Here is a 22,543-nt window from a genome sequence, read left to right as displayed (position 1 = left end):
AGCACCACCAGCGGCTTATCGCCCATGCAATAAGCTGTCTGTAACTACAGACAGTTTCGCGTCACGATAATGCCTGTTTTTTTAATTCAACAATGCAACAAAGTTGCATTTAATCATGGGCCAAAGACTGGTCTATGCAAACAGGACATCATGCCATGCCACAGAACCCCTTATTGCCAGTAACCGTGCTATCAGGTTTTCTGGGTGCAGGTAAGACTACCCTGCTCAATCACATACTCAACAACCGCGAAGGCAAGCGGGTCGCTGTCATTGTCAATGACATGTCTGAAGTGAATATCGATGCCGACCTGGTGCGCCAGGGTGGTGCCGAGTTGTCACGTGCCGATGAAAAATTGGTAGAGATGAGCAATGGCTGCATCTGCTGCACCCTGCGTGAAGATCTGCTGATAGAAATCCAGCGCCTGGCCAGTGAAAATCGCTTTGATTATCTGTTGATAGAGTCGACCGGCATATCCGAACCCATGCCGGTGGCAGAGACCTTTACTTTCCGTGATGAAGAAGGCCGCAGCTTGTCCGATATTGCTCGCCTGGATACTATGGTCACGGTCGTAGATGCCTATAATTTCTTGCGTGACTACGCGTCGGGCGACAGCCTGAACCAGCGCGGCAGTTCCATGGGCGAAGATGATGAACGTACCGTCGTCGACTTGCTGATAGAACAGATCGAATTCTGTGACGTGATTGTTCTCAACAAGGCGGACATGGTCAGTGCTGATGATTACGCCAGGCTCTGTATCATGTTGCAGGCATTGAACCCGCGTGCCGACATCGTGCCGGCCAGTTTTTCCAAGGTCCCGCTGGAACGCATCCTGCATACGGGTCGCTTCAATTTTGAACAAGCCTCGGCAGCACCAGGCTGGCTGAAAGAACTGCGCGGCGAACATGTGCCGGAAAGTGAAGAGTACGGCATACGCAGCTTTGCCTATCGCGCCCGCAGGCCTTTTCATCCACAACGTTTCTGGTCTTGCATTCATCAGGGCTTCAAGGGCGTAGTGCGTTCCAAGGGTTATTTCTGGCTGGCCACACGCATGGATATCGCGGGTGAATGGTCGCAAGCCGGTGGCATCTGCCGTCATCACGAAGCCGGATTATGGTGGTCTGCCGTCAGTCAGTCTGAATGGCCGCAAGACCCCGATTATCAACAGCACATTCTCAGCAAATCGATAGAACCGCATGGCGACCGTCGTCAGGAACTGGTTTTCATCGGCATGGACATGGATCAGACAAGCATAGAGGCAACACTAGATGCCTGTCTGTTGACGACAGCCGAAATGGCAGAAGGACCGGTGCTGTGGGCCAGCTATGCCGATCCATTTCCATCCTGGTTACATAGCGACGACGATGGCGACGACGGTAATGTTGATGAGGACAGTAATGGCGAAGACACTAATCTCAGCAAACAGCATGAGGTCTTGATTCATGCCTGATGTTCCGCCTGGCGCAATGCTGTATACCCTGTCCAGAAGCTTTGTTTTTGAAGCTGCGCATACCTTGCAGCGCCCCCTGCATGGGGACAGCAGCCAGCGCATCCATGGTCACACCTATCGCGCCAGCGTACATTTGCAAGGCCAGCTTGCGCCAGACAGCAACATGCTGCTTGACCTGGCGGTGCTGGACAGACATATGCAGAATGTGCGTCAACAACTCGATCACCGGTTTCTCGATGAAGTTGCGGGGTTGGGCCCGGCCACGCTGGAAAACCTGTGCACCTATATCTGGCAACAATTGCAGATAAATTTGCCGGCGCTGGTGAAGGTCAGTGTTGAACGCGGCATGACAGGCGACGCCTGCAGTCTGACATGCAGCAACACGCCAAACCAGACCACAGTTACAGCAACTATCAATCCATGAAGCAACAGCACATCATGAACAGCAAAGAATTACCTGACGTCGCCCGACATGGCATCGTCAGCCTGCCCGGTGCACTGGACTGGGTTGGCATGCAGGGTGTGGAAATGCCGCTGCGTCTGGCAGAGATCAGTCAGGGCCATCCTGTTCACGCGCATATCAATGCCGAGGTCAACCTGCCTGACCCCGACATCAAGGGCATACACATGTCGCGCCTGTATCTCTTGCTCGACAGTTTTGCCGACATAGAAAGCCTGCGTCCTGCCAGCCTGCATGACTTGCTGCGGGAAATGGTCAACAGTCACCATGATTGCGGCACCGACAGTGCGCGTGTCAGCATCAGCTTTAATCTGTTGCATCGCCGCCCGGCCTTGCTGAGCCTGCACCTGGCAGGCTGGCGGTCGTATCCGGTCAGGCTGGATATCCGTTTGATTGCCGGAGTTTTGCAATTGCAACTGGGCGTGTCGGTCTTGTATTCATCTACCTGTCCCTGCTCTGCCGCACTCAGCCGCCAGTTGATCAGTGCTGGCTTTATGGCCACGCTGGGTCAGCGTGACACGCTGTCTGCCACCGAAGTGGCTGACTGGCTCAACATCAACAGCACGCTGGCGACCCCGCACAGTCAACGCAGCATTGCCGAAGTCAGCCTGCTATTGCCGTCAGACGCAACAGAATTTGGCATACTGCCTCTCATCAATCTGCTGGAAGACAGTTTGCAAACCCCGGTACAAACTGCCGTCAAACGCGTCGATGAACAAGCCTTTGCCAAACGCAACGGGGCAAACCTGATGTATGTCGAAGATGCTGCCAGACGCTTGCAGCATGCAGTGAGCAGTCTCAGTGACAATGCAGAAATACGGGTACGGCACCTGGAAAGCCTGCATCCGCATGATGCCTATGCACAAAGCCGATCAGGCGCCCCATTATTTGCCGGAGACTGGTCATGACAACCCAGACCGCAGCGCTGCCAGTCATCCTGATCCGCAATGCCATGATGGTCAATGAAGGCCAGATCAGGGCCGTCGATATGCTGATACGACAGGGCCGTATTGCCTGCATCGCCAGCCATATCGACCATCTGGGCCAACATGCCGACATACAAATCGATGCCGAAGGCCGCTGGCTGTTACCGGGCATGATCGATGACCAGGTACATTTCCGTGAACCCGGCATGCCCGACAAGGGCAGCATCGCCAGTGAATCAAGGGCTGCTGTGGCCGGTGGCATCACCAGTTTCATGGACATGCCCAATACCATGCCCCCCACGCTGAACGTGGATGAACTGGAACGCAAGAAAGCGCTGGCAGCACGCAACTCCGTGGCCAACTATGGTTTTCATTTTGGCGTCAGTCACCATAATCTCGACACCATCGCAGCGCTTGATCCAAATTCGGTAGCGGGCATCAAGGTTTTCATGGGCGCATCGACAGGGCAAATGCTGGTGGATGATCCGGTCGTGCTGGAACGCCTGTTCCGCATTGCCCCTGCGCCTTTACTCGCGCACTGCGAGCACACGCCAACGATAGAACACCAGCAAGCCCGCTTCCGCGAGCATTATGAACGCCAGCACAGCGAAGTGCCACCCGATTGTCACCCGCTGATACGCAATGCAGATGCCTGCTACCTGTCATCTTCATTTGCAGTGGAACTGGCGCGCCGTCACAACACCCGCCTGCATGTACTGCACATCAGTACTGCGCGCGAGCTGTCCTTGTTTGATGCGGGTTCTGCAACCGACAAACGCATCACTGCCGAAGCCTGCCTGGCACATCTGTATTTTTGCGATGAAGACTATGCCCGCCTGGGCAACCTGATCAAATGCAATCCTGCCATCAAGACAGCGGCAGACCGCCAGGCCTTGCAGGAAGCAGTCGCAGATGGCCGCATAGATGTCATCGGCAGCGACCATGCGCCACATACCCGGCGGGAAAAATCACGCAACTATTTTGAAGCCCCTTCCGGCTTGCCACTGGTGCAGCATGCCCTGCCCTTGTTGATGCAGTTGTACGAAACCGGAAAAATGGATTTATGCACCATCGTTGAAAAAACCAGTCATCGCGTCGCCGACCTGTTTTCCATCAAGGACCGTGGTTATCTGCGCGAAGGTTATTGGGCAGATCTGGTCTTGCTGGAACGCCAGCAACTTGCCCAGAGCGTGCACTCCAGCCCCGTGCTGTATCGCTGTGGCTGGTCTGCCTTGCAGCAGGAAAGTTTCCATTACCGCGTCAATACCACCATTGTTTCTGGTCAGCTTGCCTGGCATCAGGGCCAGTTGCAGGAGCCTTGCCATGGACAGGCTCTGGCTTTTTCCCGGTAAAAACATGATAGCCATACCCTCAGGAGTTCACATGAAAAAACTGATACCCATCGCCCTCTTCACTTTTTTGCAGTCACTGACAGCATGGGCCAGCGCCCATGAAGCGCACGAAGCCCATGAAGCCCATGTACATGGCGTTGCCACCCTGTCGCTGGCGCAGGATGGCAGCAAGCTGTTTTTGGAATTTGACAGCCCGCTGGACAATCTGCTGGGCTTTGAACATGCACCACGTACCGACAAGCAAAAACAGACTGCCAGGGATTTGCTTGATCTGATGCACAAGCCAGCCACGCTGATCAAACTCACAGCCGAAGCCGATTGCCAACTGAGTACCGTAAAATTGCTGGCCCCCATTCTGCAGGCAACCGAGAAGGCCAGCACCAACAAGGATGAACACGCCAACCTGCATGCCGAGTATGAATACACCTGCGCCAGGGTAGCTGCATTAAAGTCATTGCAACTCAGCCTGTTTGATGCCTTTCCCGCCATCCGGCAGGTGGAAGCGCAAATGGCTGGCCCACGCGGACAGGCGGCAGCCACACTGACGACCAAACAGCGCCTGCTGACATGGTGACGTCAATGCAGGATGCAGACACTGGCCCGGCCCTGTGTTTCAGCGATGTGCTGTTTCACTGGCAGGCCAGACAACCGCCCTGTCTGCACATAGCAGACCTGCGTATCAATCGCGGCGAAAGCGTATTTTTATATGGCCCCAGTGGCAGCGGTAAAAGCACGCTGCTGTCACTGGCGGGCGGCATCATCACGCCACAACGTGGCCAGATCACCGTATTGGGTACAGACCTGGGTGCGCTGTCCGGCGCAGCGCGGGATCGTTTCCGCGTCGATCATGCAGGTTTTATTTTCCAGCAGTTCAACCTCATCCCCTACCTGTCTATGCTGGACAATGTCTTGTTACCTTGCCGGCTGTCCCCCAGACGCCGTCAACGTGCCAGCGAGGCGCACGGCAACCCACATGCTGCCGCTGCCGCCTTGCTGCACACTCTGGGGTTGGATGCCGGCCTGCATCAGCGCACCGTTACCGGCCTCAGCATAGGCCAACAACAACGTGTCGCTGCGGCCCGCGCGCTGATAGGTCAACCAGAAATCATCATCGCCGATGAACCCACTTCGGCACTGGATGCCGACAGGCAAAAAGATTTCATCGCACTCATCTTGCAGCAATGCGCCAGCCATGGCAGCAGCCTGCTGTTTGTCAGCCATGATCACCGTCTGGCAAGCCACTTCACGCGTGAGCTGGATTTGCAAAGTATCAAGGAGCAACACTGATGCCTTATTTTTTGCAACTTGCCTGGAAAAGTGCCTTGAACCGCCGCCTGACACTGGGGCTGATGCTATTCGTCATCAGCCTGTCCGTCTGTTTACTACTGGCAGTGGAAAGACTGCGCAATGACGCACGCGAGGGATTTTCGCATGCCGTCTCTGGCACTGACCTGGTGGTAGGTGCCCGCACCAGTCCGGTACAACTGATGCTGTATGCCGTCTTTCGCATAGGCGAAGCGACCAATAATATTTCCTGGCAAAGCTATCAGGACCTGCAAAAGAATCCTGTCGTGGCCTGGGCCGTCCCCTTGTCACTGGGTGATTCGCATCGCGGTTTTGCCGTGGTGGGGACTACGGCTGATTATTTCAGGCACTTCCATTATGGCGATGGACAAGCCCTGCAACTGGCACAGGGCCAGGCTTTTGGCGATGGAGCAGACCATCTGTTTGCCGCAGTCATCGGTGCTGACGTGGCCGACAGCCTGGGTTACCAGATAGACACCAAACTCACACTCAGCCATGGCACCGGCGACGCGGCACTGACTGAGCATGCCGACAAACCGTTCAGGGTAGTCGGCATCCTGGCGCGCACTGGCACGCCGGTAGATCGCAGCGTGCATATCAGCCTGCAATCGATGCAGGCTATTCATCTGGACTGGCAGGGCGGCGCGCCGGTTCCGGGGTTTTCCATCGCCGCAGAATATGCACGCAAGTTTGACCTGCAACCCAAGGAAATTACCGCCGTCCTGGTGGGCCTGCATAACCGCAGCACGGTGTTTCGCCTGCAAAGACAAATCAATACCGGCAGCTCAGACAGCTTGCTGGCGGTCTTGCCTGGCGTAGCACTGGACCAGTTGTGGCAAGTCATCAGCATCATGGAGCGGGTTTTGCTGGCGATGTCTTCACTGCTGGTGGTGCTGGGTAGTGCGGGCTTGCTGGCAGTCATGCTGGCCAGCCTGAATGAACGCCGTCGCGAACTGGCGATTCTGCGTTCTGCCGGTGCAGGTCCGGGTCATCTTTTCTTCATGCTGATGGCAGAAAGCCTGGGCCTGACTATCGCCGGTGCAATCAGTGGCCTGCTGTTGCTGGATGTGCTGACACTGGCAGGCAAAAACTGGATACAGATGCATTACGGCATCCTGATCAAAGCCAGCCTGATCAACATGACAGAAATTCCTCTTTTGGGTCTGGTGGTGCTGACTGGCATGCTGGCCAGCCTGGTCCCGGCCTGGCTCGCTTACCGCAACTCTCTGGCCGATGGCCTGACACCCCGATTGTAAGAACTATAGGAACTATAGGAAGCGATAGAAAAATCATGAAACCATCTCCATCTAGTTACAAATTCTGGCTGGGCAGCACCTGCCTGTTGTTATTCATGCTGACTGCCTGGTTGCTGATGTCTGGCAGTACATCCGCCAAAGCAGCAGAAGCAAGTGCCCAATACAAGCTGGGCGAAAGATTGCCGCAGAAAAAAGCTTCAGCACCAGCGCCAGAAAAATCAGCAGCCCCGCCGGCTGCTGCAGCCAGCGATAGCTTCAAGGAAATTACCTGGGAAGCCTTGATCCCCAAAAACTGGGATCCGAGCAAAGACTTCAAAAACCTGGACATGAACTTTTTGAATGATGGTGACCCACGCGCCATGGCAGCCTTGCAAGCCATGCGTGAAGCATGGGACAAGGCACCGGTTGAACCCAGTCTCAATGGTACACACATAAAAATCCCCGGCTTCATCGTGCCGCTGGATGGTGAGCGTGGAAAACTCAGGCAATTCCTGCTGGTGCCCTACTTTGGCGGTTGCATCCACACGCCACCACCACCGGCCAACCAGATCATTGATGTCACGCTAGAAAAACCGGCCAAGATACAAATGATGGATGCAGTCTGGGTGACGGGCGTGCTGGAAACCACACGCAGCGACACCTCCATGGGCAGTGCGGGTTATCGCCTGACGGGGATGAGTGTCACACCCTATGTACGAAAAAACGAACAACAAAAATGAACCGGCTGCAGGCAAGTAAAAACAAGCAACAATAATTTCACAAGGTAAAACCATGCGCAAACTCAGTATATTGCTGGCGATAGCATTTGCTCTGTCAGGTCCGGCAAAAGCAGATTTCGCTATCCCCGGCTTTGAACTGGTCTACACCACACCAGCAGAAACCACATTGAGCAACCCCGATTTGCGCGACCCAGTCACCGTTTGGTGCGAAATGCTGGATGCAGCAAAAACAGATATTGATATCGCGCAGTTTTACGTTGCGGGCAAAACGGGAGAAGCGCTGGACAAGGTGATTGCCCATCTGGCAGCGGCTGGTGAACGCGGTGTGAAGATACGTTTTCTGATGGAAGAAAAAGGTAAGTCTGCGTCCGAGATGAAGAGCATAGAACGCCTGAAAAACATTCCCCATCTTGATTTCCGCTTCATGGAATTCGGCAAGCTGCGTGGACAAGGCATTATCCACGCCAAGTATATGGTTGTGGATAAAGCCATCGCCTATGTCGGCAGTCAGAATTTTGACTGGCGTTCATTAAGCCATATCCATGAAACCGGCTTGCGTATCAATGATGTGGCCATGGTCAGGCAGTTACACAGTATTTTCGACATCGACTGGCAAGCGCAGGCCTTGCTGACTGAAGGTAAAGCGGTGCCCGCGCTGAACCAGTCGGTGGTATTGGCTGACCAGTCCCAGTCCGCCTATCTGGTGGCCAGCCCGAATGCGTTTAACCCGCCTGGTATCGGTGATTCGGAATCAGAACTGGTCAGGCTGCTGGCAGCGGCCACATCTGAAGTCAGGATCACTTTACTTGACTATGTGCCGCTGAGCTACGCCCCCGGTCGCAAGCGCCCGTATTACGCCGTGATCGATAACGCGATTCGCGCAGCGCTGGCGCGGGGTGTCAGGGTCAGGCTCATGGTATCGAACTGGAATACCGAAGAACCTGCCATTCATCACCTGAAAAGTCTCGCCCTGCTGCCGGGCATGGAAATCAGGATCGTCAACCTGCCCCAGGCCAGTAGCGGCTTCATCCCTTTTGCTCGTGTCATCCACAGTAAAACCATGTCGATAGACGGCAAATTGGCGTGGATAGGCACCAGCAACTGGAGTGGCGGTTATCTGGACAATTCACGCAATCTGGAAATCGTTCTGCGTAACGAAGCCATGGCAAAGCGCCTGGCAGATCTGCATGAACAAACCTGGCAATCGCCCTATGCGCAGCCACTGGAGATACAGAAAAATTATCCCAAACCTGTCAAAGGCTAAGTGCCTGAACAGGCAACAAGCTGCCACGTCTGCTCTCCCCCATTTTTAATTTTATATTTACAGGAAATTTCATGTCCCACAAGTTTTACCCCCGTCTGAGCATCCTGGTGGCTGCCACCTGTCCATTGCTGGCAGCCGCCGCTGACAGCAACACAGCAAACGACCAGGCTGGTAGCGAAGTGCTGATTCAGTCGCAAAGACAGAATTACCGCGGCATCTCTGCCACCGGTGCAACCAAGACCGATGCCTTGCTGGCAGACTTGCCGCAAAGCGTGCGGGTACTGACAGCAGACCTGCTCAAGGACAACGGTGTCACCAGTCTGAATAATGCACTTGACCTCACCAGCGGCATTGCCCGGCAAAGTAATCTGGGGGGCTTGTGGGACAGTTATGCCATGCGCGGCTTTACTGGTGACCCGAATTTTGGTTCCGATTATATGGTCAACGGTTTCAATTCCAGCCGAGGCTATAACGGTTTGCGCGATACGGCCAACACCCAGTCCATCGAAGTCCTGAAAGGGCCATCATCTGCACTATATGGCCGTGGCGAACCCGGCGGCACGGTCAACATTATGACCAAGAAACCACGCTTCAAGCCCGGGTATGATATCGACCTCAGCCTCGCCAGCCACCAGACTTATCGTGTGGCCGCCGACCTGACCGGGCCAGTCAGTGAGAATATTGCTTACCGTATCAATGCAGCGGCAGAACAGGGCGACAGCTATCGTGACACCATCAGCAGCAAGCGCAGTTTCGTTTCGCCTTCGCTGGTCTGGTTGATCGGTGAGCGCACCACGCTGTCGTATGAACTGGAAGCCAGCGAACAAAAGACGCCGTTTGACCGGGGTGTGCTGGCCATCAACGGCAAACTGGGCCTGATACCGAATTCGCGCTTCCTTGGCGAACCTGGCGATGGCCCGGTAACCGTCAAATCTCTGGGTCACCAGGTCTTTATACAGCATGATTTCAACCAGCAGTGGTCGCTGCAAAGTGGTCTGTCATACCGTGACAGTGAGCTACGCGGCTTTTCTACCGAAGCGAATAATCTGCTGGCTGATGAACGTACTTTACGACGCCAGCGTCGCTACCGTGATTTTTCAGCAACCGACCGATCGGCCCGTGTTGAACTGGTCGGCAAGTTTGATACGGCAGCCATCAGGCATAATGTGCTGTTGGGTATTGACAGCTATCAGTTTGACGACAGCCGCGTGCAATTGCGCCGCAATCCTTCGGCGACGAATGCGTATGCCATCGATATCTACAACCCCGTATATGGCAAAACAGCCGATCCGTTGGCGCTGTCAGTCAATACGCTGGAAAACCAGAAAGCCCGTGGCCTCTACCTGCAAGACCAGCTTGATCTGGGCCCGCAATGGAAAGCGCTGTTCGGCCTGCGTAGCGACCATTATGACCAGACTCTGACTAATTATCGCGCTGCCGTTGCCACCAGTCAGTCGCTCAGTGCCACCAGCCCGCGTGCGGGCCTGGTGTATCAGCCCATGGCTGGTGTATCACTGTATGCCAGCGCAGCAAAAGGTTTCCGTCCGAATAGCGGCATCAGTATCAGCAACACCGCCTTCCCGGCAGAAGAAAGCCGCTCGTATGAAGTCGGCGTCAAATTCGATACGCCAGACAACAAGACCAGCGCCACCATCGCCCTCTACCGTATCAAGAAAACCAATGTACTGACAACCAACCCGGCCAATACCGATTTTTCCATCGCTGCGGGTGAAGTCGGCAGCAAGGGGCTGGAAATGGATGTGGCGGGCGATATCATGCCCAATCTGCGCCTGTCAGCCGCGTATGCCTATACCGATGCGACCGTCACCAAGGGCGACAATACCATTGTCACCGGCAGCCGTTTTCCGAATGTCGCCAAACATAGCGCCAATCTGATACTCAGTCAGTTATTTTCCATAGGCACAGCCAGGGCCAGCCTGGGTGCGGGTATCAACTATGTGGGCGAACGCCTGGGTGACGTGGCGGTATCTTCCAACTTCACGCTGCCCGCCTACACCACGGTGAAGCTGATGTCGTCCTATAGTCCCAGCAAAACCACGCGGCTGTCATTGAATGTGGATAACCTGTTCAACAAGCGCTATTACGCCAGTTCGTATAGCCAGCTATGGGTGACACCCGGCACAGAACGCAGTGTCAGCCTGAACCTGCACCAGCAGTTCTAAAACGATGAGCAGTCTTGCCACTACCAGTATAACCGAGGGACGCATGCGCATCACTGCGATTGATGCCATGCGCGGCCTGGTCATGCTGATCATGCTGCTTGATCATGTGCGGGAAAGTTTTTACCTGCACCATCAGGTCAGTGATCCCATGGATGTCAGCCAGACCGAACCCGCCCTGTTTTTTAGCCGGCTGGCGGCCCACATCTGTGCCCCAGTCTTTGTGTTCCTGACCGGCTTGTCTGCCTGGCTGTATGCGCATTCGGCTGCACCTTCGGCTACACATTCCGCATCTGAACCGCGCGATGCCAGCGGCTTCCTGATCAAACGTGGTCTGCTGTTGGTGCTGCTGGAATTGCTGGTGGTGAACTTTGCATGGTCAGGACAATTTCCACCACCTGTCCTGTATCTGCAGGTGATCTGGGTCATCGGTCTGTGCATGATCGTACTGGGTTTACTGCATCGTCTGCCGGCCATGGTATTGGGGTTGACGGGTATCATCATCGTCGCAGGTCACAATGCCCTGGCCTCGCTCACAGTAGCGCCCGGTGGCATTGCCCATGCCTTGTGGACAGTGTTTTTGCATCGTGGTTTTCTGGTGACGGAAGGTGCAGTCAAGATCAAGGTCAGCTATCCCCTGTTACCCTGGATAGGCATTATCCTTTTGGGTTATGTGGCTGGCAGGCTGTATGCAAATGACATCACGCCAGTGCGACGCCAGCGCATGCTGACGCTACTGGGTGCAACGGCATTGCTATTGTTTGTGGTATTGCGCAGCCTGAACGGCTATGGAGAAAACCTGCCGTGGCAAACAGGTGAAGACAGCCTGCACAGTACCATGTCCTTCCTGAACCTGACCAAATACCCGCCCTCACTGGATTTTGCCTTGCTGACACTGGGAGCGGGCATGTTATGTCTGGCCTGGCTGGAAACCCGGCATGGCTGGCTAGGCCGCGTATGCAGCATCTTTGGTGCTGCCCCCATGTTTTACTACCTGCTGCATTTGTATGTATTGCTGCTCATGCAAATCCTGTTCGTCAAACTGTTTGGCGCCAACCACGGCCAGCGTTTTGGTGTCGATCATGTCTGGCAGCTATGGCTGATCTCAGCGGCGCTGATACCGGCGCTGTATTATCCCTGCCGCAGTTTTGCCCGCTTCAAACGGCAATCCGGGCAGGTATGGGTCAGGTATTTTTGAAGTTGCTTTTTACCATGTTGCCATGCAAGCGCCTGCTTTCGGCAGGCTGCTTGCTGTCTGGAATAGAATGGCAAATGCAGCAGCCTCATTAAGAAAATCAACAGACCGGTGGAGCCAGATATTTATTTAAAGTCTGAATTTTCAAATGCAGTTACAGCATTCACCTGTATCAGCAAAGGCACGGTAGAAGTTTCCATCCCATGCAAGCGGGCCAGATGATCAAGTTGCGCCCTGAGTTCCCTGTCATGGACGGTGATGCGACGGCCAGATTGTTCACACACCAGACATATCTCTTCAGCGTCCTTGATTTCATATGTCAGTCGATATTTTGCTTTGCCATCTGCATCGAAAGACCGTTGCAGAAAATTGATGGCACTCAAATCGGCAAGTACTCTGTAAATCGTCGTGATGCTGCCCATCCTGTCTTGCCGCAGCAACTCTCTTAAAATATCTTCCGGATAATGATAGCCATCACCCATCTGGATAATGGCAGACAGCATGCCCACACGACCGACCGTTGGCCTGAGCCCCGCGCGTTGCAACTGCTCTGTCAAGCGCGGTATTTCTTCAGAGTTCATCGAATTGAGTCTAGTCTTTTTTTCCATATTATTATCATTCAGGCATATCTTTGAAAAAGGTACTCGCTGATCTTTTTACCGGGAAGAACAAGTCTTGCCAGCTCAAGCTATGCACAGGCCACATCCGCAACACTTAAATGATAATGGTTCTCATTACTATTCGCAAGCAACTATTTACATTATTGTGGTAATGGAAAGAAATATCATTATTTCCGTGACGCTGCCCCTTAAGCCCCCCCCCAATACAGAAGCCAAGCCGCTCCAGTTGAGTCGCCGCTATCTGGAACCAACCAAGCCGAAAACCGTGCATAGCCCAATGACGACGGGCATACCCCATATCTGGCGAATATGGCGAAACTTGTTCTTTGATTTGATCTTGCCACTCATGCGTCAGCATCCATGGATGCTGCATGTTGACGTTCAATTTCTGTGATTCTGCTTTCTGTCGCCTTGCGTCGGGCAAACCATAGATACAGGCCGCTATTTTGGCAAGTTGAGGCGATGTGGGCATGCGGGCTGTACTGGTCTATACAATCCGTATAAGCAGCCCAAAAGTACCCAAAAGTTACATGACCATTCCACATAAAGTGCCCACCTTTTTATCTGTCCTCATTCATTTCTATTCATTTTTCATTTACGGACACCAGTACTTGCATCCCTAAGGCCATGTCCACCTGCCAGCACTGATTGCAAGCATCTGTGCACATAAATATTCGCTCGCTGTGCCGTTTAAAAAATATGTGCAAGACAGGTCTATTTTTCAGCTGCTGTTCTGATTAAAAATCGAGCAAAGATGCCAGACAAGGACGCAACTTATCATATAATCGAGAGCGAAAATAAGCACCATGCATTGAAGATTTTATTACTCGCAGGATTGACGAAAAATTGTCCGGCAAGCGAAGTCCGTACAAGCTTGTGCCACATGCAGGAGTTGTAACACCGGGGGCGATTTTTCGTAATTTCTGTCTTGAATTTATTACTATTCTGGAGCCAATATGTCAGACAAGCAGCATCCGATTCATACTGAAGATTCCGATCTTCCAACAGACCCATCCCGCCGGCGCCTGCTGCAAGGTGCAGCAGTTGCAGGCGTTGTGGGAAGCCTGCCTCTCGTGGGAGAAGCTGCTACGCACAAAACGGATAAAGTCGTGGCAGGCTCTCTGGATACCAAGCTTAAAGCGCACATCAAAAATGTGGTTGTGATTTATCTGGAAAACCGCAGCTTCAATAATCTGTTTGGCAACTTCCCTGGTGTCAGCCAGCCTTTGTCTGATGTTCCCGCTTCTGTTTTTACACAAAAAGACAGGGATGGTTCTGTCTTGAGTACCTTGCCCAAAATATGGGGTGGAATGGTGCCACGTGCGCAGAACCTGAGCGGTAAAAATTACGTGATTGCGGAAGACAAGATCACGGGTCTGCCAAATGCGCCATTTGCCTTGAAGGATGCAGAAGGCCTGCCGCTTCCTGAATCGGTGATCACCCGCGATTTGTGGCATCTTTTCTACCAGAATCAGATGCAGATCAATGGTGGGAAGAATGACCACTTCGTCGCCTGGGCAGATTCAGGTGGACTGACCATGGGCCACTATGGCGAAACGCAAAAGAATCTCGATTTATGGAAAATTGCCCGGCAATATACGCTGTGCGATAACTTTTTCATGGCGGCATTTGGTGGCTCCTACTTGAACCACCAGTTCCTGATCTCAGGCAGAACACCCGAATACTTTGATGCGCCAAATACCCCGGCAAAAAAGAAAATAGCCGTCACTGAGGATGGCCCAACCGGGGTGAGACTGGCGATAGACAAAGGCTGTCCGCCATCAGCAATGGACGGCAAACCGAAATTCGTCAGCGATGGCGCAATGACTCCGGACGGCTACGCAGTCAACACCATGGCCCCACCCTACCAGCCAAGCTATATCAAGCCAGCGCCTGGTGGTGATACCACATTGGCAGACCCGCAAGATCCTAGCACCTTGCCGCCACAAAGCTATGACACGATAGGGGATTTACTATCACGTAAAGGTGTCAGTTGGGCCTGGTATGGCGGTGCCTGGCAAGTCGCCCTGGAATATAAGGGGGGCGGTGAAAAACCGAATTTCCAGTATCACCATCAACCGTTCAATTATTTCAGGCAATTCGCGCCAGGCACTGCGGCACGCAAAGAACATTTACGTGATGGCGGCCTGGGTGACAGCCCCATTTCCAACAAGTTTCTGGCAGATGTTATTGCGGGAAAATTGCCTGCTGTGACGTTTTATAAACCGCAGGGCAATCTCAACATGCATGCGGGTTATTCTGATGTTGAATCCGGTGATCAGCACGTCGCCAATGTATTGGAACATTTGAAGAAAAGCCCCCAGTGGAAAAACATGCTGGTCGTGATTACCTTCGATGAAAATGGTGGCTGGTGGGATCATGTGGCACCACCCAAAGGCGACCGCTGGGGGCCAGGATCACGCATTCCTGCGATTATTGTTTCCCCGTATGCAAAGAAGGGAAATGTCGATCATAGCTTCTACGACACGACATCCATCATGCGTTTCATTACCCGCCTGCATGGCTTGCCTCTGTTGGAGGGGATCAAAGTACGTAACGCTGCATTTATTGAACGGGGTGCCTTGCCGCCAGGTGATCTGACTGGCGCACTGAGTTTCGCCGAACACCAGGTGAGTTAAAAACACCAGATGGGTATCACCTTTTTATTGGCAAGCTGTTTCCAATAAACTGTGTCCTCAATCAGTCTTTGACGTTTTAGAAGAGACTGATTGAGGTGTCCTGTTATTTTGGTAGTACCTCAAAAACCAGCAGTTGTGTCACCTGGGTCTGATCGAAATTATCATCCGATACAAGCACAATGGTGTCATGGCCGTTGGGCAATTTATGTCCCCACGCAATTCCTTCTATATTGTCGATTTTTGGCAAACCAGCTTCATTCAAATTCAAGACCAATCTTTTTTGAACAGGTACATACTTTGCTTTCTTCAACGAGGCAATATCCTTGATGTCTGTTGCCCCATGAATATCCATTTCATACAGACGAATATAAAATTTGAAAACACCTGTTGCGTCCTGAACGCCGGAACGTTCCAGTACCAGCAGTTGATGCTCATTGACAGCAAGCACTTCTGACAAACCGTTATCACTGAACCGGCCAGGTGCAGCTGCCACCTGAATTGGATCAAGTGGATAGGCATATTGTTCAAACACCTTACCCTTGCGGTCAAAACGTGTAATGCGACTGACCGCCCCTTTATCGACTGTGGCAACCGGTCCATCCTGATATATGGCTGTTTCCATGCCCAGCCAGAGATATTTACCATCCGGAGAAAAACTCAGTCCTTCGAAACTCAAATTATTCCGTGATCCGGTTTCTTCATTGGGTGAAACATTCAACATCGCAGGCGTGGGTAAGGTGGACAGGTAACTGCCATCCCGCTTCGCCTGTCTGATGAATGGATTAAGTCCCAATTTCCGGCTGCCTTCGCTGGCATACCAGATACTGTCATCCAGGGGATCGAAGCGTATCGATTCTATGTCTGCTACCTCACCACCTTCTTTTTCAAACAGCTTCGCATCCGGATAGTTTTTTCCGTTGGACTGTTTAAAAAAATGCACGCCAGTCAGTGTCACTGAGGTAAAGGCATGCTGGTCATAATTCAGTGTGGCAGTATAAAAACGTGCGGGGCTATATTCTGACCTGTCATCACTTTCCAGAATCCATGTTTCTGTACGTGCATCGTAGTCAATTCCAGAAAGCCCACCGACCACGGTATCAGCATAGATTGCTTTTAAAGGAATGCGCTGTTCACCAATGAAACGAAGACTGCCCACAGTATGTTGCACTGTGTTTTCCCTTGTCTTATTCACCTCTGTGTTCGCTACTTTGCCTACAGTACTGTCGCTAACGCAAGCAGAGATCAACACAAGCATGCACAGCGTCACCAGTGACTTGATGCTTTGAATTGCAGATGCCATGGATATAGTCCGTCCAGATAATTTTGCCAATGCAGTCATATTATTTCCTCAGCACTGATTACATCTAATTGAAAACATTTAAACTTCTCTCAATGACATCAGGAAAGCATGTTGATGGAAGAACGCACCAGCGTCAGCAAGGCTTCATCATGGACCTTTGTAATTGCCCATACATTTTCCTTGCGCCCATCAATCTGGGAACCAAACCAGGACATGGCATAACCTTCGGTAGGACCAGGGCGGCAATCTATCGTTACAGCACATGATTCACCGCCAAACAAGCTGCTGTCCAATAAATACGCGACCGGACAGGCATCGTGGAGCAGCGGGTCCAGTTTTGCATAAGCTTCCAGCATGTCGGCAGCCAGCTGGCCACAATGCGTGTCAATAGTTGAAAACGACTGTATCCACTCTGGTGACATGACCACCTGATGTGTCACATCCAGAGGAAACAGTACAAGACTGGCTTCCGCCGTGATGACAATTTCTGCAGCAACCGGATCTGCATAAAAATTGAATTCCGCTGCAGGCGTTACGTTGCCAGGACATCGCAGTGCGCCACCCATGATGAGTAACTGCCTTGCCCGCTTTAAAATGCCAGGCGACAGGCGTTCTGCCAGTGCCAGGTTGGTCAGCGGACCTATCGCTACCAGCGTTATGCTTCCCTCTTCATGTTCCAGCAGCAGTTCAATCAGGCGATTTGCTGCATGACCAGTCTGGACTGACCTGTCCGCCCCAAATACAACTCCACCCAGGCCATCTTCACCATGCACCAGATTGCAGCGGGCTTCTGCATAGCCCAGTGGCAAGGCTGCACCTGCATACACAGGTACATGCATTTTTCCAGCGGCATCCAGTATCCGGCGTGCATTCCTTGCAGTAATTGCTACCGGGCGATTACCTGCAACCGTGGTCACTGCAAGCAGATCCAGCTGATCGCTGGAAGCCGCCAAAAGCAAAGCCAGCGCGTCGTCAATGCCTGGGTCGCAGTCAATAATGATTTTTTTCATGATGTTCACTGCCCAGAGTTACTGGCAACAATACTTCTATCCATGATTGCGACCAGCAATCGCAGCCAAAGCCAGCGCCAACTTGTCAAGATCAAAATCGGCCTTATTCGCCTGCTTGAATTCCTGGATCAGATTCTGAGGCAGCTTTTCAGTACCAACCAGCGCACCGACAATAGACCCGGCCATGGTAGCGATGGAATCGGTATCGTTACCTATCGATGCACTCAGGGCTATCGTGCGCAACGCATCGCCTTTGGAATAAGCGACGACACCAAGGGCGGCTGGAACTGACTCTGCCGCCAGCACTGAATTGCCAACCATGCGCTCCATTCGGGTCAGGAAGGAATAATCGTTTGTCGCCTCTGCTGCGATGCTCAAAGCCATCTCAAGTCGCGCTATATATTGTGGACCAGCGACTATGCGCGCATGTTCACTGGCAAGCTGTTCACCAATATGTGCCCCCTCTATCGCGCCGTTGATCACATCATGGAGATTGTTTGATACCAGCGCCTGCGACACTGCTGCTGCGACAGAACAGGCAGCAGAAATGGCGACATTCGTGTCATGGGATGGAAGACAGGTAATCAAAGCCTGACGACATGCCGCATCGATATTTCCAGGGTATATCAAACCAGCTGGCGCAACCCGCATTGCCGCCCCATTGGTGGTACCGACAGATGTCATCTTGCGGCGGGAAGTGCCAATCACCCCGACCAATGCGGTATCGCTTCCCTCTTGCAGCGCTTTGACTATACCGGCAGTACTTGGTCCCATGAAACTGGCCTTGGGACTATTGCTTGCCCAGTCCAGCAGGCATGCAACCCAGTCGGCCTGATCCAGCGCGCCATCAGCCGCTATCATTGCACGCGCCAGGTAATACATCTGGCTGGCATCGTCAGTGACTTCTCCGCGCTTACCGGCATTTGCGCCCGCAAAAGTATCTTCAGGCGGAATGTCGAAATCAAGCACAAGTCCGCCATATTTTTTAAAAATCTCTTCTATGGTCCACTGTTCAGTCGGCGCACCCAGTGCATCACCCATACCTGCCAATAGCAGCGAAGCCAGAATCCGGTCCTGGAATATCAGTTTGTTCAAAAATTGCTCCTTCATTTTATTTTTATCCTCTTAAGAGACAGACAGTTTTCTCTGGCGCATGCCAGCAAAAACGAGCACGATAACCGTAATGACAGGCGGTATCATGTACACCAGTTGCGTAGGAATTTTGAACATTCCCAATTGCGTCGCCAGTACCGACGATGCACCAAATACACAGGCGGCGATGAAGGTTCCAGGTGCAGACCTGCGGCCCAGAAAAATCGCCGCCAAGGCCAGAAAGCCACGACCTGCCACCATGTCTGACTGGAACAGGGACAGATAACCCATACTCAAGTAAATACCGCCCAGGCTGGCCAAAAAACCACTGAGGAAAAACCCCAGGTATTGGACACGCTTCACCGGTATGCCTGCAATGAGGGCCGCGTCACGGTTTTCCCCTACCGCGCGTAACCAGGTGCCATATTGGGTACGCCCTAAAAACAGGCGGACCAGGACAACACTGGCAAGCGCCAGATACAGCAAAACATGGTGGCCCTGCCCACCGTCTCCGTTGAGCAATACGTCCAGTGGTGGAACGCCAGCCAGACCGGGGATATGAATAAGAGGCAAGCCCGGGCTGTTCAGGCTGGCGGTCGAGCCTTTGTCGCCGACTATCGATACCAGCAAAAACACGGTCAACCCCGCCGCGAGAATATTGATGGCAATACCTGCAACGATCAGGTCTGCTTTCAATTCAAGATGGAACACCGCCAGCACGCCAGTAAGGAGCAGTGCAGCCAGGATGCCTGCAAAGGCGCCTGTCCAGGGATATATCCAGGGTGACAATCCTGGCAACCATGTCTGGCAATAAACCGATACGATGACGCCAAAAAATGCAGCGACCAGCATGATGCCTTCCAGTGCCACGTTGATGCTGCCAGCCAGGTCGGAAATCAATCCACCCAGCGCAGCAAACACGATGGGGGTCGACGCCCGCATGACAGCCACTAACATGGTGGCGGCAAATGTTGCCAGTGCAATTGCATCAAAACTCATCATTTCTGGCCCTTCAAACGATGGATGTAATTGAATTTTTGCAGAAAGGAATTCCAGGATTGTCTCAGCCTGGCAGAAAAGCCTGCCGGTATCAGGTGTTCGGCAACAACGAACAGAATGATCAGGGCCTGGACGATCTGCACTACTTCGCGTGACACATCGGTCGTGCGTTCCATCGCTTGGGCACCGGTACGAAGATAGGCATAGAAAAATGCTGCCATTGGAATTGCCTTCGGGTCATTACGCGCCAGCAAGGACACGACCAATCCATCAAAGCCCAGCCCCGGCGACAATTCAACCGGTAGCCGCTTCAAAAGTCCGTTGCTGATGTGCAGGCCCGCGAATGCAGCAAACGCACCACCGAACGCCATCGAAAGAATGATGGAGCGCGTTACCGGCATACCCACCCGGCGGGCAAAAGCAGGGGCAGAACCAACGGTACGTATTTCATAACCTGTCGTTGTACGCATCAACAAATACCAGGCTGCGAATACGACAAAGGGCAGCAGGTACAACATGGTGCTGACATTGGTATGCGCTATCAGACCCGAAAAGATGGCAGAAGAAGGCAACACTGGCGTTACCAGAAAACCGGCCCCGGGGTCACGCATGTATTCAGAGATGATCAGGCGATACAATTGCACGGCGATCAGATTGAGCATGAGCGTGCTCACAATCTCGTTGACCTGGTAACGCGCTTTCAATACCCCGGGTAGCAGGCCCCAGGTGAAGCCGGTCAGAATGGCCGCTACAAAAACGATGGGCAAAAGAAAAGGGAATCCATCGCCCAGATAAAGACTGACCGCCGCCGCAGCCAGTGCCGACAAAAACAATTGTCCATCTGCACCCAGTGAAAACTGACGCGCCCGGAATGGAATGGCAACGGCAAGACCGAGAAAGCTCAGCGTAATGGTATCTTCAATGACAGAACCAAAACGCACCATGCGTCGCAATTGCCATCCATGCAGATCGCTCCAGCGGATTTCAGGCAGTGGCCCTGTAAGCATGGTCAGGTAGGCGCGAACAGGTTCTTTGCTGACCGTGGCAGTCACCAGGAAGCCAATCAGCAAAGCACAAAACACGGCGAAAAACAAACGCAGACGCTGTTGCCAGACCAGATCGACATGCCTTGCCATCGAGGGTGAGACATTACTTGTGATGATGTCCGTCATGCCAACACCTCAACACTTTCTACACCCGAGTTCACATCCAAACCGGCGTCGGCTCCTGACTGGCGTTTTGCTCCTGTCATATACAGTCCCAATTCATTTGCGCTTACCTGTCCACCGGTAAATTGACCGACGATCTGCCCCTGCGCCAGCACCGCAATACGGTCGGAGAGCGCAAGGATTTCATCCAGTTCAGCAGAGATCAATAATATGGATGCTCCCTGATCGCGCAATTCGATCAGGTACTTCCGGAGCATGTCACTGGCACCAATGTCGACTCCACGCGTGGGCTGGCAGGCGATCAAAAACAGCGGTTTCGTGGCGACTTCCCGTGCAAAAACCAGTTTCTGCATATTGCCGCCTGACAGGGCACCAATGATGGTATCTGCCGACCCGGCGGCGACACCGTAGTAATGAATGAGCTGGCTGGCGAAATTCCGGATGCTCGCTCTGTTCAGGCTTCCAAATCTGGAAAAAGGCCGTTTATGGTAATCAACCGCCATGACATTTTCTGCAATACTCATGTCTGCGGCAACACCATCATGCAGCCGGTCTTCTGGTATGTTGGCGACCCTGTGAGAACGTGCTGAACGCACACCCTGTCCTGTATAAACCTGCCCGCCTATGCTGGCATGCCCTCCGGAAGGCTGGCGCGATCCACACAAAACTTCGGCCAGGAAGGATTGGCCATTGCCTTCGATGCCGGCAATACCCAGTATTTCTCCCGGTGCGATATCGAACGATATATTCTGCAAGACATGTCGCCCGTCATCACGAACCACGCTGAGATTGCTTACGCTTACCAATGGATCAAGCGCATCTCTGCTGCTTCTTTGAATCTGCAACGGTGTCAATGTCTTGCCTACGATCAGTTCAGTCAGTTCAACTTCACTGACGGTTTTGGCATCGCCCAGGCCCACGACTTTTCCGCCACGCAGTACGGTATAACGGTCAGACACCTCGCGCACCTCTGAGAGCTTGTGGGTGATGATCACGACCGTCAGACCCAGCTCAACCAGCTTGCGCAGTGCGGTGAACAGCGCACCTGCCTCTTGCGGTGTCAGCACTGCGGACGGCTCATCCAGCAGCAACAGACGGGCACCACGATACAAAGCTTTCAGTATTTCAACCTTTTGTTGCTCACCCAGCGACAGATCTGCGACTGTCGCCAAAGGATCTACCTCCAGCCCAAACCTGGCCGAAACTGCACGCACATCGGCAATCGCTCTGTCATCGTCAACCAGCAGGCCACGCATGGGTTCACGACCCAACACGATATTTCTCGCAACTGAAAACGATGGCACCAATTTAAGATGCTGTGGAACCAAACCGATCCCAGCAGCGATCGCATCGCGTGGTGTACGGAATTGCAATTGCCTGCTTTCGAACAGGATATTCCCTGCATCCGGCTGCTCAAGACCATAAATCAACTTCATCAACGTAGATTTTCCGGCACCGTTTTCGCCGACAATCGCATGGATATCGCCGCGCCGGATACCAAAACTGACTCTGTCATTAGCCAGAATACCGTTAGCGTATTGCTTCGATACGCAGGTCAGTTCCAGGATGTAAGGCAGCTTGTTGTCAGGGTAATCAGTTTGCATGGTCT

The 22,543-nt window shown here is 52.9% G+C and carries 20 protein-coding genes; 12 read left to right on the top strand and 8 right to left on the bottom strand.

What is annotated here, in order from left to right:
- Positions 1 to 155: 155 nt before the first annotated feature.
- The 11 genes from zigA to H8L32_RS17610 all read left to right on the top strand — a co-directional run bounded on the left by zigA (position 156) and on the right by H8L32_RS17610 (position 12,108).
- Complete coding sequence (gene zigA, locus H8L32_RS17660; RefSeq protein ID WP_186948579.1) at positions 156 to 1,448, top strand: zinc metallochaperone GTPase ZigA; 1,293 nt, start codon at positions 156 to 158, stop codon at positions 1,446 to 1,448.
- Positions 1,441 to 1,872 (top strand): 6-pyruvoyl trahydropterin synthase family protein, encoded by a 432-nt coding sequence (locus tag H8L32_RS17655; RefSeq protein ID WP_230412289.1) that lies wholly within the window; start codon positions 1,441 to 1,443, stop codon positions 1,870 to 1,872. Before zigA ends, H8L32_RS17655 begins: the two co-directional genes overlap by 8 nt.
- A gap of 14 nt (positions 1,873 to 1,886) precedes the next feature.
- A complete protein-coding gene (gene folE2 / locus H8L32_RS17650; protein ID WP_186948578.1) occupies positions 1,887 to 2,816 on the top strand; it encodes a GTP cyclohydrolase FolE2 in 930 nt (309 codons plus the stop codon).
- Positions 2,813 to 4,186, top strand: a complete 1,374-nt coding sequence (locus tag H8L32_RS17645) for a dihydroorotase (RefSeq protein WP_222619403.1) — start codon at positions 2,813 to 2,815, stop codon at positions 4,184 to 4,186. The genes folE2 and H8L32_RS17645 overlap by 4 nt, the downstream gene beginning before the upstream one ends.
- Positions 4,187 to 4,217: 31 nt before the next feature.
- On the top strand, positions 4,218 to 4,760 hold the full coding sequence (locus H8L32_RS17640) for a DUF2796 domain-containing protein (RefSeq protein ID WP_186948577.1): 543 nt from the start codon (positions 4,218 to 4,220) through the stop codon (positions 4,758 to 4,760).
- Positions 4,754 to 5,473 carry an ABC transporter ATP-binding protein gene (locus tag H8L32_RS17635; RefSeq protein ID WP_230412288.1) on the top strand — a complete coding sequence of 240 codons (720 nt, stop codon included), beginning with the start codon at positions 4,754 to 4,756 and terminating at the stop codon, positions 5,471 to 5,473. Before H8L32_RS17640 ends, H8L32_RS17635 begins: the two co-directional genes overlap by 7 nt.
- Positions 5,473 to 6,747, top strand: coding sequence for an ABC transporter permease (locus H8L32_RS17630; protein ID WP_186948576.1), 1,275 nt, complete (start codon positions 5,473 to 5,475; stop codon positions 6,745 to 6,747). The genes H8L32_RS17635 and H8L32_RS17630 overlap by 1 nt, the downstream gene beginning before the upstream one ends.
- A gap of 35 nt (positions 6,748 to 6,782) precedes the next feature.
- Positions 6,783 to 7,466 (top strand): DUF3299 domain-containing protein, encoded by a 684-nt coding sequence (locus H8L32_RS17625; protein ID WP_230412287.1) that lies wholly within the window; start codon positions 6,783 to 6,785, stop codon positions 7,464 to 7,466.
- A gap of 52 nt (positions 7,467 to 7,518) precedes the next feature.
- Entirely contained in the window at positions 7,519 to 8,730 is a 1,212-nt protein-coding gene (locus H8L32_RS17620; RefSeq protein WP_186948575.1) for a phospholipase D-like domain-containing protein, read from the top strand.
- 71 nt (positions 8,731 to 8,801) lie between these two features.
- On the top strand, positions 8,802 to 10,913 hold the full coding sequence (locus H8L32_RS17615; protein ID WP_186948574.1) for a TonB-dependent siderophore receptor: 2,112 nt from the start codon (positions 8,802 to 8,804) through the stop codon (positions 10,911 to 10,913).
- Between the two features lie 4 nt (positions 10,914 to 10,917).
- A complete protein-coding gene (locus tag H8L32_RS17610; protein WP_186948573.1) occupies positions 10,918 to 12,108 on the top strand; it encodes a DUF1624 domain-containing protein in 1,191 nt (396 codons plus the stop codon).
- Between the two features lie 122 nt (positions 12,109 to 12,230).
- Here H8L32_RS17610 and H8L32_RS17605 read toward each other — a convergent pair whose 3' ends face one another.
- The gene (locus H8L32_RS17605; protein WP_222619402.1) at positions 12,231 to 12,686 is read right to left on the bottom strand and encodes a Fur family transcriptional regulator; all 456 of its coding nucleotides are present in this window, start codon (positions 12,684 to 12,686) and stop codon (positions 12,231 to 12,233) included.
- A gap of 133 nt (positions 12,687 to 12,819) precedes the next feature.
- Positions 12,820 to 13,197 carry a hypothetical protein gene (locus H8L32_RS17600; protein WP_186948571.1) on the bottom strand — a complete coding sequence of 126 codons (378 nt, stop codon included), beginning with the start codon at positions 13,195 to 13,197 and terminating at the stop codon, positions 12,820 to 12,822.
- A gap of 484 nt (positions 13,198 to 13,681) precedes the next feature.
- Here H8L32_RS17600 and H8L32_RS17595 point away from each other — a divergent pair, with 484 nt between their 5' ends.
- On the top strand, positions 13,682 to 15,364 hold the full coding sequence (locus H8L32_RS17595; protein WP_186948570.1) for an acid phosphatase: 1,683 nt from the start codon (positions 13,682 to 13,684) through the stop codon (positions 15,362 to 15,364).
- A 103-nt stretch (positions 15,365 to 15,467) separates the two neighbouring features.
- Here H8L32_RS17595 and H8L32_RS17590 read toward each other — a convergent pair whose 3' ends face one another.
- From H8L32_RS17590 to H8L32_RS17565, 6 genes are all read right to left on the bottom strand, one after another.
- Positions 15,468 to 16,532 (bottom strand): esterase-like activity of phytase family protein, encoded by a 1,065-nt coding sequence (locus H8L32_RS17590; RefSeq protein WP_329605196.1) that lies wholly within the window; start codon positions 16,530 to 16,532, stop codon positions 15,468 to 15,470.
- Positions 16,533 to 16,762: 230 nt separating this feature from the next.
- Positions 16,763 to 17,674, bottom strand: coding sequence for a nucleoside hydrolase (locus tag H8L32_RS17585; RefSeq protein WP_186948569.1), 912 nt, complete (start codon positions 17,672 to 17,674; stop codon positions 16,763 to 16,765).
- A 36-nt stretch (positions 17,675 to 17,710) separates the two neighbouring features.
- Entirely contained in the window at positions 17,711 to 18,769 is a 1,059-nt protein-coding gene (locus H8L32_RS17580; RefSeq protein ID WP_230412286.1) for an ADP-ribosylglycohydrolase family protein, read from the bottom strand.
- Between the two features lie 30 nt (positions 18,770 to 18,799).
- Positions 18,800 to 19,765 (bottom strand): ABC transporter permease, encoded by a 966-nt coding sequence (locus H8L32_RS17575; RefSeq protein ID WP_186948567.1) that lies wholly within the window; start codon positions 19,763 to 19,765, stop codon positions 18,800 to 18,802.
- Complete coding sequence (locus H8L32_RS17570; RefSeq protein WP_186948566.1) at positions 19,765 to 20,937, bottom strand: ABC transporter permease; 1,173 nt, start codon at positions 20,935 to 20,937, stop codon at positions 19,765 to 19,767. The genes H8L32_RS17575 and H8L32_RS17570 overlap by 1 nt, the downstream gene beginning before the upstream one ends.
- Positions 20,934 to 22,538, bottom strand: a complete 1,605-nt coding sequence (locus tag H8L32_RS17565; protein WP_186948565.1) for an ABC transporter ATP-binding protein — start codon at positions 22,536 to 22,538, stop codon at positions 20,934 to 20,936. The genes H8L32_RS17570 and H8L32_RS17565 overlap by 4 nt, the downstream gene beginning before the upstream one ends.
- Positions 22,539 to 22,543: the final 5 nt, after the last annotated feature.

The sequence above is a fragment of the Undibacterium hunanense genome (genome assembly GCF_014284335.1).
Lineage (GTDB): Bacteria > Pseudomonadota > Gammaproteobacteria > Burkholderiales > Burkholderiaceae_D > Undibacterium > Undibacterium hunanense.
Note: the sequence above shows the minus strand (reverse complement) of the source record. Positions and strands in the feature narration are given on the sequence as shown.

Excerpts from the sequence above, each read along its gene's own strand:
- zigA (WP_186948579.1), top strand. The coding sequence starts at position 156 with ATGCCACAGAACCCCTTATTGCCAGTAACCGTGCTATCAGGTTTTCTG.
- H8L32_RS17655 (WP_230412289.1), top strand. The coding sequence starts at position 1,441 with ATGCCTGATGTTCCGCCTGGCGCAATGCTGTATACCCTGTCCAGAAGC.
- folE2 (WP_186948578.1), top strand. The coding sequence starts at position 1,887 with ATGAACAGCAAAGAATTACCTGACGTCGCCCGACATGGCATCGTCAGC.
- H8L32_RS17645 (WP_222619403.1), top strand. The coding sequence starts at position 2,813 with ATGACAACCCAGACCGCAGCGCTGCCAGTCATCCTGATCCGCAATGCC.
- H8L32_RS17640 (WP_186948577.1), top strand. The coding sequence starts at position 4,218 with ATGAAAAAACTGATACCCATCGCCCTCTTCACTTTTTTGCAGTCACTG.
- H8L32_RS17635 (WP_230412288.1), top strand. The coding sequence starts at position 4,754 with ATGGTGACGTCAATGCAGGATGCAGACACTGGCCCGGCCCTGTGTTTC.
- H8L32_RS17630 (WP_186948576.1), top strand. The coding sequence starts at position 5,473 with ATGCCTTATTTTTTGCAACTTGCCTGGAAAAGTGCCTTGAACCGCCGC.
- H8L32_RS17625 (WP_230412287.1), top strand. The coding sequence starts at position 6,783 with ATGAAACCATCTCCATCTAGTTACAAATTCTGGCTGGGCAGCACCTGC.
- H8L32_RS17620 (WP_186948575.1), top strand. The coding sequence starts at position 7,519 with ATGCGCAAACTCAGTATATTGCTGGCGATAGCATTTGCTCTGTCAGGT.
- H8L32_RS17615 (WP_186948574.1), top strand. The coding sequence starts at position 8,802 with ATGTCCCACAAGTTTTACCCCCGTCTGAGCATCCTGGTGGCTGCCACC.
- H8L32_RS17610 (WP_186948573.1), top strand. The coding sequence starts at position 10,918 with ATGAGCAGTCTTGCCACTACCAGTATAACCGAGGGACGCATGCGCATC.
- H8L32_RS17605 (WP_222619402.1), bottom strand. The coding sequence starts at position 12,686 with ATGAACTCTGAAGAAATACCGCGCTTGACAGAGCAGTTGCAACGCGCG.
- H8L32_RS17600 (WP_186948571.1), bottom strand. The coding sequence starts at position 13,197 with ATGCCCACATCGCCTCAACTTGCCAAAATAGCGGCCTGTATCTATGGT.
- H8L32_RS17595 (WP_186948570.1), top strand. The coding sequence starts at position 13,682 with ATGTCAGACAAGCAGCATCCGATTCATACTGAAGATTCCGATCTTCCA.
- H8L32_RS17585 (WP_186948569.1), bottom strand. The coding sequence starts at position 17,674 with ATGAAAAAAATCATTATTGACTGCGACCCAGGCATTGACGACGCGCTG.
- H8L32_RS17575 (WP_186948567.1), bottom strand. The coding sequence starts at position 19,765 with ATGAGTTTTGATGCAATTGCACTGGCAACATTTGCCGCCACCATGTTA.
- H8L32_RS17570 (WP_186948566.1), bottom strand. The coding sequence starts at position 20,937 with ATGACGGACATCATCACAAGTAATGTCTCACCCTCGATGGCAAGGCAT.
- H8L32_RS17565 (WP_186948565.1), bottom strand. The coding sequence starts at position 22,538 with ATGCAAACTGATTACCCTGACAACAAGCTGCCTTACATCCTGGAACTG.